Annotated in this window: 11 protein-coding genes; 7 read left to right on the top strand and 4 right to left on the bottom strand. The window is 72.7% G+C overall.

The features are described 5' to 3' along the window. Window positions 1–58 precede the first annotated feature (58 nt). The 7 genes from dxs to VF825_RS14160 all read left to right on the top strand — a co-directional run bounded on the left by dxs (window position 59) and on the right by VF825_RS14160 (window position 7,703). The gene (dxs, locus tag VF825_RS14190; RefSeq protein WP_331114403.1) at window positions 59–1,942 is read left to right on the top strand and encodes a 1-deoxy-D-xylulose-5-phosphate synthase; all 1,884 of its coding nucleotides are present in this window, start codon (window positions 59–61) and stop codon (window positions 1,940–1,942) included. 223 nt (window positions 1,943–2,165) lie between these two features. Then, complete coding sequence (locus VF825_RS14185) at window positions 2,166–3,374, top strand: substrate-binding domain-containing protein (protein ID WP_331114401.1); 1,209 nt, start codon at window positions 2,166–2,168, stop codon at window positions 3,372–3,374. A 2-nt stretch (window positions 3,375–3,376) separates the two neighbouring features. Continuing rightward, window positions 3,377–4,114 (top strand): ABC transporter ATP-binding protein, encoded by a 738-nt coding sequence (locus VF825_RS14180; RefSeq protein WP_331114399.1) that lies wholly within the window; start codon window positions 3,377–3,379, stop codon window positions 4,112–4,114. Further along, window positions 4,111–4,857 carry an ABC transporter ATP-binding protein gene (locus tag VF825_RS14175; RefSeq protein WP_331114397.1) on the top strand — a complete coding sequence of 249 codons (747 nt, stop codon included), beginning with the start codon at window positions 4,111–4,113 and terminating at the stop codon, window positions 4,855–4,857. The genes VF825_RS14180 and VF825_RS14175 overlap by 4 nt, the downstream gene beginning before the upstream one ends. Then, window positions 4,854–5,738: a branched-chain amino acid ABC transporter permease gene (locus VF825_RS14170; RefSeq protein WP_331114395.1), complete on the top strand. Its 885-nt coding sequence runs from the start codon at window positions 4,854–4,856 to the stop codon at window positions 5,736–5,738. Before VF825_RS14175 ends, VF825_RS14170 begins: the two co-directional genes overlap by 4 nt. After that, window positions 5,735–6,754, top strand: a complete 1,020-nt coding sequence (locus VF825_RS14165; RefSeq protein WP_331114393.1) for a branched-chain amino acid ABC transporter permease — start codon at window positions 5,735–5,737, stop codon at window positions 6,752–6,754. The genes VF825_RS14170 and VF825_RS14165 overlap by 4 nt, the downstream gene beginning before the upstream one ends. Further along, window positions 6,747–7,703 carry an alpha/beta hydrolase gene (locus tag VF825_RS14160; protein ID WP_331114391.1) on the top strand — a complete coding sequence of 319 codons (957 nt, stop codon included), beginning with the start codon at window positions 6,747–6,749 and terminating at the stop codon, window positions 7,701–7,703. The genes VF825_RS14165 and VF825_RS14160 overlap by 8 nt, the downstream gene beginning before the upstream one ends. Here the strand turns inward: VF825_RS14160 and VF825_RS14155 are convergent. The 4 genes from VF825_RS14155 to VF825_RS14140 form a co-directional block, all read right to left on the bottom strand. Next, window positions 7,687–9,543 carry a helix-turn-helix domain-containing protein gene (locus tag VF825_RS14155; protein ID WP_331114389.1) on the bottom strand — a complete coding sequence of 619 codons (1,857 nt, stop codon included), beginning with the start codon at window positions 9,541–9,543 and terminating at the stop codon, window positions 7,687–7,689. The two genes, VF825_RS14160 and VF825_RS14155, sit on opposite strands and share 17 nt — an antisense overlap. 46 nt (window positions 9,544–9,589) lie before the next feature. Further along, window positions 9,590–10,942, bottom strand: a complete 1,353-nt coding sequence (locus VF825_RS14150) for an MFS transporter (protein ID WP_331114387.1) — start codon at window positions 10,940–10,942, stop codon at window positions 9,590–9,592. Window positions 10,943–11,043: 101 nt separating this feature from the next. Continuing rightward, window positions 11,044–11,826 (bottom strand): 3-hydroxybutyrate dehydrogenase, encoded by a 783-nt coding sequence (locus VF825_RS14145; protein WP_331114385.1) that lies wholly within the window; start codon window positions 11,824–11,826, stop codon window positions 11,044–11,046. Between the two features lie 95 nt (window positions 11,827–11,921). Continuing rightward, window positions 11,922–12,728, bottom strand: an 807-nt coding sequence (locus tag VF825_RS14140) for a UDP-N-acetylglucosamine 1-carboxyvinyltransferase (RefSeq protein ID WP_414695861.1), incomplete at its 5' end; no start/stop codon positions are given.

Here is a 12,728-nt window from a genome sequence, read left to right as displayed (position 1 = left end):
GGGGAACAACTAGACTCGATCGACTCGAGCCGTGTGTGCGGAAGGACTGTTTTCCATCGTGGGTGTGCTGCAGACGATCTCCAGCCCTGCTGACCTGCGGGCGCTGCCCGCGGAGCAGATGCCTGAGCTGGCCGCGGAGATCCGCGACTTCCTGGTGACGGAGGTCTCCAAGACCGGTGGCCACCTCGGCCCCAACCTCGGCGTGGTCGAGCTGACCATCGCCCTGCACCGGGTGTTCGACTCCCCACGCGACGCGATCGTGTTCGACACCGGTCACCAGTCCTACGTGCACAAGCTGCTCACCGGGCGGCAGGACTTCCGCAAGCTCAAGAAGAAGGGCGGCCTGTCGGGCTACCCGAGCCGCGCCGAGTCCGAGCACGACGTGGTCGAGAACTCCCACGCCTCGACCGCCCTGTCGTGGGCCGACGGCATCGCCAAGGCGCGACGCCTCAAGGGCGAGCGGGGCCGGCACACCGTCGCCGTGATCGGGGACGGCGCCCTGACCGGTGGCATGGCGTGGGAGGCGATCAACAACATCGCCGCCGACAAGGACCTGCCCCTGGTCATCGTCGTCAACGACAACGAGCGCTCCTATGCCCCGACCACCGGCGGCCTGGCCGACCACCTGGCCACGCTGCGCACCACGCGCGGCTACGAGCGGTTCCTGGACTGGGGCAAGAACACCCTGTCGCGCACCCCCGTCGTGGGCTCGGCGATGTACGAGACGCTGCACGGCGTCAAGAAGGGCCTGAAGGACATCGTCGCCCCGCAGGGGATGTTCGAGGACCTGGGCCTGAAGTACCTCGGCCCGGTCGACGGGCACGACGAGGCCGCCCTCGAGCACGCGTTCCGCCGGGCCCGCGCGTACGGCCGGCCGGTGCTCGTGCACGTCATCACCCAGAAGGGCCGCGGCTACCAGCCCGCGATCGACGACGAGGCCGACCAGTTCCACGCGGTGGGCGTCATCAACCCCGAGACCGGCCTGCCGTTCGAGGCCGGCGGACGCATCTGGACCGACGAGTTCAACGACGAGATGTGCGCCATCGGCGAGCGACGCCCCGACGTCGTGGCGATCACCGCGGCCATGCTCATCCCCGTCGGACTCGACGGCTTCGCGGCGAAGTTCCCGGACCGCGTCTTCGACGTCGGCATCGCCGAGCAGCACGCCGTCACCATGGCCTCCGGCCTGGCGTTCGGCGGGATGCACCCGGTCGTCGCGGTCTACGCCACGTTCCTCAACCGGGCCTTCGACCAGCTGCTCATGGACTGCGCGCTGCACAAGGCGGGCGTGACGTTCGTGCTCGACCGTGCCGGCATCACGGGCAGCGACGGCGCCTCGCACAACGGCATGTGGGACATGACCCTGGGCAACATCGTGCCCGGGCTGCGCCTGGCCGCCCCGCGCGACGGCGACCAGGTCCGCCGTCAGCTGCGCGAGGCCGTCGAGGTGTCCGACGCCCCGACCGTCATCCGCTTCCCCAAGGGCGACGTCGCCGACCCGGTGCTGGCCACCGAGCAGTGGGGGACCGTGGACGTGCTCCACGGTCCCTCCGGCCGCGAGCCGGTGGACCTGCTGCTGGTGTCCGTGGGGTCCCTTGCCCCCACCGCGCTCGGCGTCGCCGCAAAGCTCGAGGCCCAGGGCCACAGCGTCCGCGTCGTCGACCCGCGCTGGGTGCTGCCGGTCAGTGACGACGTCGTCGACGCCGCACGACGGGCCGGCGCGGTCGCCGTCATCGAGGACAACCTCGTCGAGGGCGGCATCGGGTCGGCCGTCACCCACGCCCTGCGCGAGGCCGGGCTCTCCCAGCCCGTGCACTGCCACGGCATCCCCAAGCGGTTCCTCGAGCACGCCTCGCGCTCGCAGCTGCTCGAGGAGGTCGGGCTGACCGCCGACGCCATCGCGACGGCCCTCGCGGCCCAGCTCGGGCACGCCGCCGGCTGAGCCGTTCCGGGGTCATCCCGGCTGCCTGCGACGTGCAGGCAGCCGGGTCCGGCTACGCGCGCCGCCCTTGACCCCTGTGCTGTGAGCACACTCACACCTGAGGATCTGTGGACCGCCACGCCATCACCGGCCCGGTACCCCGTCCCGTAGTTTCCCCGCTCAGGGCCCCGGGCGACTGACACGGCAACGACGTCGTGCCACCCGGGGCGATGGGGAGGAACGCATGTCGAAGCGATGGGCTCTCGTCGTGGCAGGTGCCCTGCTGGGCAGTCTCGCGGTGGGAGCGTGCGGGACGCCGGGAGCTCCCGGCTCGGCGGCCGGCGACGCGGGCAGCGGTGGCGCCGGGGCGGCATACACGGTGGGTCTGGTGTACTCCAAGACCGGCCCGCTGGCGACGTACGGAGCGCAGTACCGCGCGGGCTTCGACGCCGGCCTGGCCTACGCCACCCGGGGCACCGGCAAGGTCAACGGGCACCCCGTCACGCTGAGCGAGTCCGACGACGCCGGTGACCCGGCCAAGGCGGTCTCCGCGGCGACCGACCTGATCGGCAAGGGCGCCAAGGTGATCGCCGGCTCGACGTCCTCCGGCGTGGCGCTGCAGGTCGCGCCGCTGGCCGCCGACAACAAGGTGCTCTTCATCTCGGGCCCGGCCGCGACAGACGCCATCACCGGCATCAACAAGTACACCTTCCGCTCCGGCCGGGAGACCTACCAGGACGTCATGACCGCGGGCACGATGCTCGGCAACGTCTCGGGCAAGAAGGTCACCGTGCTGGCCCAGGACAGCGCCTTCGGCAAGGCCAACATCGCCGGCGTCACGGCCATCCTCGGCAAGGAGGGGGCCACCGTGACCCCGGTCGCGGTGCCGTCCGCAGCGACCGACTTCACGCCGTTCGCCACCACGGTCAAGGCGCAGAAGCCGGACCTGCTCTTCGTCGCCTGGGCCGGCGCCAACGCGACCCAGATGTGGCAGACCCTCTCGCAGCAGGGCGTCTTCGACACAACCAAGGTCGTCACCGGGCTCGACATCAAGGCCAGCTACGCCGCGTTCGGCCCGGTCGCGGACAAGATCAGCTTCCTGTCGCACTTCTTCGACGGGGCCACCTCGACGCCGGCCTACCAGGCTCTCGACGCCGGGCTGAAGAAGCAGGGTCAGACCGTGGACCTGTTCACCAACGACGGCTTCGTGGCCGCGCAGATGGTCGTCCGGGCGCTCGGCCAGGGCGGCACCGACGTCGACAAGATGGTGAGCTCGCTCGAGGGCTGGAGCTTCCAGGGGCCCAAGGGCGACCTGACCATCCGCAAGGAGGACCACGCGGTCCTGCAGCCGATGTTCACTGCGAAGCTCGTCAAGGACGGCGCCGGGTGGAAGCCGCAGCTGGTCAAGACCATCGACGCCGCCACGGTCGCCCCGCCGGTTGCCGCGAAGTGAGCGTGATCGCAGCAGAGGGCATCACGTGGCAGGTCGGGGGCGCGCGCATCCTGGACGACGTCAGCCTCGAGGTCGGGGCCGGTGAGCTCCTCGGAGTCATCGGCCCCAACGGGGCGGGCAAGTCCAGCCTGGTCAACGTGCTCTCGGGCGTGCGCCGCCCGAGCGCCGGGCGGGTCGTGCTCGCCGGCAACGACGTCACCCGCGCGCGGCCGGCCACCCGGGCCCGGCGGGGACTGGCCCGCACCTTCCAGACGTCCGCGCTCTTCGACGGCCTCACCGCCCTCGAGAACGTGCGGCTGGCCGTGCAGGCCGTGGACCGCCGGCCCCTGAGCCCGTTCGGCCGGGCCCGGTCCGGCGACGCCGGGGCACGGGCCAGGGAGGCCCTGGACCACGTCGGTATGACGGGTCGTCACGACACGAGGGCACGTGACCTCTCCCACGGGGAACGGCGCAAGCTCGAGCTGGCGATGGCGCTGGCGTCCCGACCGAGTGCGCTGCTGCTCGACGAGCCGATGGCGGGGGTCTCCGCCGAGGACGTCGACGGCCTCGGCGCCCTGATCGGCGCGGTGCGCGACAGCGGCGTCGCCGTCGTGATGGTGGAGCACCTGATGCACGTGGTGCTCGGCCTGGCGGACCGGGTCGCCGTGGTGCACCACGGCCGTCTCCTCGCGACCGGGTCACCGGCAGCGGTGACGGCCGACCCGCTCGTCCAGGAGGCCTACCTGGGGGAGCCGCTGTGAGCGAGGTCGCCGCCCGTCCGCTGCTGCGCGTCGCGGACCTGCACGTGCGCGTGGGCGGCTCGCACATCCTGCAGGGTGTCGGGTTCGAGGTGCCGCAGACCGGCGTCACGGCGATCCTCGGGCGCAACGGGGTGGGCAAGACCACGACCCTCAAGGCACTCATCGGCCTCGTCCCGCGCCAGGGCGTCATCGAGCTCGACGGCACCGACATCACCCGCTGGTCGACGGCCCGCACGGTGCGCTCGGGGGTGGGTTACGTGCCCGAGGACCGCGAGGTCTTCGCCGGGCTGACCGTGGAGGAGAACCTGCGGCTGGTCGGCGGCGACACGGGAGCCGACGCCCCCGTGGTCCGGGAGCTGTTCCCCGACCTGGTGGCCCGCCGTTCGCAGAAGGCGGGCACGCTCTCCGGCGGGCAGCAGCAGATGGTCGCCCTCGCCCGGGTCCTCCTGCGGGACAACCGGATCCTGCTGATCGACGAGCCCACCAAGGGACTGGCCCCCAAGCTCGTCACCGAGGTCGCCGACGTCCTGGCGCAGGTCGCCCGCACGGTCCCGGTCCTGCTGGTGGAGCAGAACCTGCCGCTCGTGCGCCGGATCGCCGACGACGTCGTCGTCATCGACGGCGGCTCGGTCGTCCATCGCAGCACGGCCGGGGCGCTGCTGGCCGACCAGGCCCGCACGACCGAGCTCCTGGGCGTCGCGCTGCGACAGCCCTCCAGCGCCCTGAGCGGAGACCGCCCATGAGCACCATCACCCTCCTGCTCGCCACGGGCCTGGGCCTGGGCGCGCTGTACTTCCTGGCCGCGTCGGGGCTGAGCATGATCTACGGCCTCATGGGCGTGCTCAACTTCGCCCACGGCGCGTTCATGGTGGCCGGCGGCTACACCGCGTGGTGGGTCAGCGCCCACCTGCCCACGGGCACCGCCGTCGGCTGGCGCCTGCTCGTGGGGACGCTCGTTGCCTGCGTCGTGGGTGCCGGCATCGGTGCGGTCGTGGAGGTGGTGCTCATCCGCCCGCTCTACCGGCACCACATCCAGCAGGTCCTCGTCACGGTGGGACTGAGCCTGGCGTCGATCGCGGTCGTCGAGGGGGTGTGGGGCGCCGACCCGCGGCCGTTGCCGAGGCCGCAGTGGCTGGCCGGAACGACGAACCTGCTGGGGGCGCGGGTGCCCCATGACCGGTTCCTCGTCGTCGGGCTGGCCGTCCTGGTCCTGCTCGCGCTGCTGGCCCTGTTGCGGTTCACCCGCCTGGGCCTGGTCATCCGGGCCGGGGTGGAGAACCGCACCATGGTCGAGGCCCTGGGCATCGAGGTGCGCCGGACGTTCACCGTGGTGTTCGCGATCGGCGGCGCCGCGGCGGCGCTCGCCGGCGTGGTCAGTGCGATGTATGCCGGGAGCGTGGCCCCGGGGCAGGGCGCCTCGCTGCTCATCTTCGCCTTCATCGTCGTGGTCATCGGAGGCATGGGCTCGCTGACCGGCACAGCGGTCGCAGCCCTCGCCGTGGGCCTGGTGCAGCAGCTCGCCAACTACTACGCGGCCTCGGGGGTGGGCGACCTGTCCGTGGTGCTCCTCCTGGCGGTGGTGCTGCTCGCCCGGCCGCGCACGCTGGAAGGAGTGCCCGCATGAGACGCCTGCGACACGGCATACCGCTGGTGCTCCTGGCGGTGCTGGCGTGGCTGCCCTACGTCCCCGCCGACCTGCCGGTCCTGCTCCCCGGTCGGGTGAACGGGCCGGGGTCGATGCAGCTGCTGGCGCTGTGCCTGGTCATGGCCGGGATCGCGCTCAGCTACGACGTGGTCTTCGGCCGGGCCGGGCTGCTCTCCTTCGGCCACGCCCTCTTCGTCGCGACTGGCTCGTACGTCACCGCCATCGCCATGCGGACCTGGGGCCTGCCACTGGCGCTGGCGGGGCTCGTCGCGCTGCTCGTGGGGCTCGTGCTGGTACTGGTGGTCGGCTCGATCGCCTTGCGGGTCAACGGGATCGCGTTCGCCATGGTCACGCTCGCCTTCGCCCAGGCCGCGTCGATCCTGGTCCTGCGCGACCCGGGCTCGGTGACCGGGGGAGAGGAGGGCCTGCCGCTGGACCGGGCGACGACGCCGTCACTGTTCACCGGCGTGGCCAACGCGCCCTACCGCTACTGGCTCGCGCTGGCCTTCCTGGCGCTGGCCTGGGCCGTCGTGGCGTGGCTGTCGCAGTCCCGCGCCGGCCACCTGTGGGCGGCGGTGCGCGAGAACCCCTTGCGCGCAGGGGTGCTGGGGGTCTCGACCTACCGGGCCCGGCTGCAGGCGCTGGTGGTCGGCTCGGTGCTCGGCACCGTCGGCGGGGTCGTGCACCTGGTCGTGCTCGGCGGGGCGACCGCCCACCTGACGACCACCGAGTTCACCCTGTCGCTGCTGGTGATGGTCGTGCTCGGCGGTGCCGGGAGCCGGTGGGGCGCGGTCCTCGGCGGGTTCCTCTACACCTGGGCCGACGCCCGTCTGGTGGACGTCTCCGGGCTCCCCGCCGTCCAGGGCCTCCCGGCCGTGCTGCGCACGCCGCTGTCGCAACCGTTGTTCATCCTGGGCGTGCTGTTTGTCCTGGTGGTCTACTACGCACCCGGGGGCCTCACCGGCCTCCGCCAACGAGGAGGTCAACGTGCCTGAGGTTGAGCCGCAGTACCGCATCGACCGGCCCGGCGGGTCGCTGGGCGTCCACGACCTGACCCTGCCGCAGGGCGAACCCCGCGGCGGTGAGGCGGACCGGCCGCTGGTCCTCGCGCTGCACGGCATCACCGCCAACGCCCTGTCCTGGCGGATGGTGGCCGACGCCCTCGGGGAGCGCCTCGGCCCGGGCTCGGCGCGGGTGCTTGCCCCCGACCTGCGCGGCCGGGCCAGCAGCCGGGACATCACCGGTCCGTGGGGGCTCGACGCGCACGCGGCCGACGTCATCGGCGTCGCCGACGCCTTCGGCGCCCGCGAGGTGGTCCTGCTGGGGCACTCGATGGGCGCGTTCGTCGCGGCGCTGACGGCCGCGCGCCACCCCGACCGGGTCCGCGCGGCGGTGCTCGTCGACGGGGGGCTGTCCCTGCCGATGCCCGCGGAGACCGACATCGACGCCGCCCTGACCGCCGTCATCGGGCCCGCGATGCAGCGGCTGACCATGCGCTTCCCGGACGAGCAGGCCTACCTCGCCTTCTGGGAGCCGCACCCCGCCATGGCGGGCATCCTCGCCGACCCGGTGGGCGCCGCCACGCTGCACCGCTACCTGCGCCACGACCTCGTCCAGGACGGCGCGGAGGTGGTGAGCTCGTGCATCCTGGAGGCCATCCGCGCAGACGGCCGCGACCTGTTGGCCTCGCCGGAGGTGCACGCCGCGGTCGGGACCGCCGTGGCCGCAGGGGTGCCGGTGGAGCTGTTGTGGGCCCAGCGCGGCCTGATGGACGAGCCCCAGGGCCTGTACGACGAGCAGCGCCTGGCGGCGCTCGGGGTGCCGGAACAGGTGCGGGTCACCGAGGTCCGGGACGTCAACCACTACTCGGTCATCCTCGCCCAGGCCGGGGTCGAGGCGGTCACGGCGGCGGTGCAGCGACAGCTGGTCAGTCAGCCCGCATGAGCCGGCGCAGCCGCAGCGCCAGCTGCAGCTCCAGTGCCCGGTCGGGGTGCTGCCAGTCGGGCCCGAGCAGCGTGGCCACCCGCTCGAGCCGCTGGGCGACGGTGTTGACGTGCACGTGCAGCGTGGTCGCGGCGTGCCGCGGGCTGGACCCGGCGGCGAAGTAGGTCTCCAGGGTCTTGATCAGCTCGCTGCCGCGCTGGGTGTCGTAGGCGGACACCGGCCCCAGGACGCGCGCGACGTAGGAGGCGATGTCGGGGTCGGAGCCCACCACCAGGCCGGCGAAGCCGAGCGCCTGGGCGGAGGCGCCGGCACCCGTCCGGCCGAGCGCGATCAGTGCCGCCGCCGTGCGGCGCGCCTCGGCGTGGGCGGCGGGCAGGTCCTCGACCGAGCGGACCGGGCCGGCGGCACCCACGGTGACCGGGGCGCTGCGTGAGAGCCGGGTGGCCAGGTGGGTTGCCGCCGCGTCCGGGTCCTGGGCGGGCACGAGCGCCACGACGTCGCCGTCGTGCTCGCCCACGACCGAGCCCGGACCGGCGGCGGCCTGGGCCGAGAGCACCAGCGCCCGGCGTGACTCGCCCTCGCGCCCCTTGACGACCAGCACGCAGTGCGGAGCGGCGAGGTCCAGCCCGTGGGCCCGGGCGCGGGTCTGCCGTGACGGGGCGTCGCCCCGGCCGCTGACCAGGTCGGAGACCAGGTCGGTGACGACCCGCAGCGAGGCGTCGACCGCGGCCCGCTCGAACAGCAGCACCAGCGCGCTCACCACGCCCGCGCGCTCGAGGGTGCGCTCGTCGGCCTCGTCGAGCCGGCCGACGCCGCCGACGACGAGGGTGCCCAGCCGCTCGTGCGCCGCGGTGACGCTCACGGCCCAGACGCCGTCCTCGGTGGCCAGGCGGCCGGAGGCGTGCGTGGCCAGGACCGCCGCCGCGCCGGCGAGGGGGTCGGGGCAGCCGCCCGCAGCTGGGTGGGGCGCTGACCGGCCCGCCGTGCCGACCCGGGTGCCCTCGGGGTCCAGCAGGACCGCCCACCCGCCGAGCAGCTCCACCAGGGCGGCCGTGATGTCGTCGACGCCGCCGCCCTGCAGGACGAGCTCGGCGAACCGGTCGTGGGCCGCCGCGGCACGCTCGACCCCGCTGACGTGCCGACGGGCCACCTCGTGGGCCTCGGAGAGCGCGGCCAGCGCCTCGGCCGTCTCGGCGGCGGCGCGGGTGGTCACGATCGACACCGCGGCCAGTGCGGCCAGGGAGCCGAGCAGCGACACCTCGTCGTGGCTGAACGGGCGGGGCGAGCGGTTGGCCGCGAAGAGGACACCGACGAACTGCTCCTCGACCAGCAGCGGCGTGCCGCAGATGGCGACCAGCCCCTCGTCGCCGACGGCGCTGTCGATCGTCTCCGTGTGCCGGAACCGCTGGTCCTGGGGGTAGTCGGCCGTCCAGTAAGGCATGTGGGTGGACGCCACCAGGCCACCGAGCCCGGCGCCCAGGCTGAGCCGGACGGTCTGGAACCGCGCCGAGACGGACCCGTCCGTGGCGCGCATGTAGGTGTCGCCCGCCTCCGGGTCGGCCAGGGTCAGGTAGGCGACGTCGGTCTGCAGCAGGGTGCGGGCCCGGCGCACGATCGCGTCGAGGACGCCGGCCGGGTCGCGCATCGAGGCCAGGTCGCGCGCGGTTTCGACCAGCGCGCTCAGCTCGGCCTCACGCCGGCGCCGGGTGTCGAAGGCGGCCCGCACCCGAAGGGCCAGCGCACGCGCCTCCGGGGCGTCGACGGCCGAGAGCTCGGCGGCCGACGCCCCGGAGGCGAGGAGCGTGAGCAGCGTCAGCGCAGGGTCTGCAGGAGTGGACATCAGGCCCGATCCTAGGCAGCCCCGCGCCGGCGCCGCGGACGGACGGTCAGGCGACCTCACCCTTGGTGATCGTGGCCAGGTCGCGCTGCCGGGTCTCGCGGTAGGACAGCACGGCCACCAGCGAGATGACCGAGCAGATCGCGACGTACACCGCGATGGCGGTGCCGCTGTGGTAGTTCTTCAGCAGGTCCACGGCGATGATCGGCGCCAGGCCACCGGCGATGATCGAGGCCAGCTGGTAGCCGATGGACACGCCCGAGTAGCGGACCTTGGTGCCGAACAGCTCGGCGAAGAACGCCGACTGCGGGCCGTACATCGCGCCGTGGAACAGCAGGCCGACGACGACGGCGATGACCGCGAGCGGGAAGCTCTTGGTGTTGAGCATCGCGAAGAAGGCGAAGCCCCACACGCCGACGCCGGCGGCGCCGATGAGGTAGACCGGCTTGCGGCCGATGCGGTCGGACAGCGCGCCCCACAGCGGGATGGTGCAGAAGTGGATCGCGGCCGCGATGAGCACGGCGTTGAGAGCGTACGTCTTGGGCAGCTTCAGCTGCTCGACGACGTAGGTCGTGATGACGATGGTGAAGATGTAGTACGCGACGTTCTCGGCCATGCGCGCGCCCATCGCGGTGAGGATCTCGCGGGGGTAGCGGCGCAGCACGTCCAGCAGCGGCAGCTTGTCGACGGTGCCCTCGGAGGCCCGCACGTCGGCCCGCTCACGCGCTGCCTTGAACAGCGGGGACTCCTCGACCTGCAGGCGGACCCACAGACCGATGATGACCAGGACCGCCGAGAGCAGGAACGGGATGCGCCAGCCCCAGGACAGGAACGCGTTGTCGTCCTGGAAGACCGCGAGCACCGCCAGCACGCCGTTGGCGATGAGCTGGCCGGCGGGGGCCCCGGCCTGCGGCCAGGAGGCCCAGAAGCCACGCCGGCTGGGCTCGCCGTGCTCGGAGACGATGAGCACCGCACCGCCCCACTCGCCGCCGAGGGCGAAGCCCTGGATGCAGCGCATGACGGTCAGCAGCACCGGCGCGAGGGCACCGACCTGGGCGTAGCCCGGCAGCAGGCCGATCCCGAAGGTCGCGACGCCCATCATGAGCAGCGAGAGCACCAGGAGCTTCTTGCGGCCGAGCCGGTCACCGAAGTGGCCGAAGACCAGGCCGCCGAGCGGGCGGAAGACGAAGCCGATCCAGTACGTCGCGAAGCTGAGCAACGTGGCCTGCAGCGGGTCCTTGGCGTTCGGGAAGAACACGTGGGGGAAGACCGCCGCAGCGGCGACGCCGTAGAGGAAGAAGTCGTACCACTCGACGGTCGTGCCGATCAGACTGGCGCCGACGATCCGCGCGATCGGGGACCTGCGCCCCGTCGTCGGCTCGGACACAAGGGTGCTGGCCATGCTGGCTCCTGGTGTGGGGGGTGGGTGGTGAGGGTGGGGCGAAAGGGTGGTGCGGTATGCCGGGTGGCCGGGTCCTCGGAGGTCCCCGGCCACCCGGGTCCTCAGTGGGCGGTCCAGCCGCCGTCCATCGTGTAGGCGGCGCCGGTGATGGACGCCGACGACGGGCCGCACAGGAAGGCGACGAGGTCGGCCACCTCCCCGGGCTCGATCAGCCGCTTGACGGCGACCGGTGCGAGCATGACCTCGTTCACGACCTCGGACTCCTCGATGCCGTGGGCGGCCGCCTGGTCGGCGATCTGCTTCTCCACCAACGGGGTCCGAACGTAGGCCGGGTTGACGCAGTTGCTCGTCACTCCGTGGGCGGCACCTTCGAGGGCGACGACCTTGGACAGGCCCTCGAGGCCGTGCTTGGCGCTGACGTAGGCCGACTTGTAGGCGCTGGCCCGCAGGCCGTGCGCGCTGGAGACGTTGACCACGCGACCCCAGCCGCCGGCATACATGTGGGGGAGCACGTGCCGGATGAGGCGGAAGGGGGACTGCAGCATCAGCCGCAGGATGAGGTCGAAGCGCTCGGTCGGGAACTCCTCGATCGGTGCGACGTGCTGCACGCCCGCGTTGTTGACGAGGATGTCGACCGCGGCGGGCAGGTCGGTGAGGCCGTCGAGGTCGGCGAGGTCGCACGCGACGGTCTCGACCGCGGGAAGGTCCGCGAAGCGCTTCAGGCCGGCCGCGTCCAGGTCGACGGCCACGACGGAGGCGCCGGACGCAGCGAGGCGCTCCACGCAGGCCGCGCCGATACCGCTGGCGGCGCCGGTGACCAGGGCGGTCCGGCCCCGCAGGGAGGTGTCGGTGGGCAGGTTCGGTGAGGAGGCGTCGTGCGGCATGAGGCCCGAGGCTAGGACCGCCTCGCCTCACTGTGCCGTGTGTGCCGGCCACACAGTTCGCCCGGGGGCTGTGTGGCCGGCCTCCGGCCGCCTGCTCAGATGTCGCGGAAGGTCTCGATCGTGGCGCCGAGGGCGTTGAGGCGCTCGGCGAGCTCCTCGTAGCCGCGGTTGATCACGTAGACGTTGCGCAGGACCGACGTGCCGGGCGCAGCCAGCATCGCCAGCAGGATCACCACGGCCGGGCGCAGCGCAGGCGGGCAGATGACCTCGGTGGCGCGCCACCGGGTCGGGCCCTCGATCATCACGCGGTGCGGGTCGAGCAGCTGCACGCGCGCGCCGACCTTGGTCAGCTCGGTCAGGTAGATCGCGCGGTTCTCGTAGACCCAGTCGTGGATCATCGTCGTGCCCTCGGCACACGCGGCGATGATCGCGAAGAACGGCAGGTTGTCGATGTTCAGGCCGGGGAAGGGCATCGGGTGGATCTTGTCCGCCGGCGCCACCAGCGGACCGGCGATCGTGGTCAGGTCCACCAGGCGGGTGTGCCCGTTGGCCGAGCGGTACTCCGGGGTGATGTCGTACTTCATCCCCATGAGCTCCAGCTGGGCCAGCTCGATCTCGAGGAACTCGATCGGCACCCGGCGGATGGTGATCTCGGACTCGGTGACGACCGCGGCCGCGAGCAGGCTCATCGCCTCGATCGGGTCCTCGGAGGGGGAGTACTCCACGTCCACGTCGATCTCGCGCCGGCCGTGGACGGTCAGGGTCGTGCTGCCGATCCCCTCGATCCGCACGCCGAGCTTGTCCAGGAAGAAGCACAGGTCCTGGACCATGTAGTTGGGGGAGGCGTTGCGGATGACCGTCACGCCCTCGTGGCGGGCTGCGGCCAGCAGCGCGTTCTCGGT

The sequence above is a fragment of the Oryzihumus sp. genome, from assembly GCF_036391795.1.
In the GTDB taxonomy this organism is placed as follows: Bacteria; Actinomycetota; Actinomycetes; order Actinomycetales; family Dermatophilaceae; genus Oryzihumus.
This window is presented reverse-complemented; position numbering and strand designations above follow the sequence as displayed.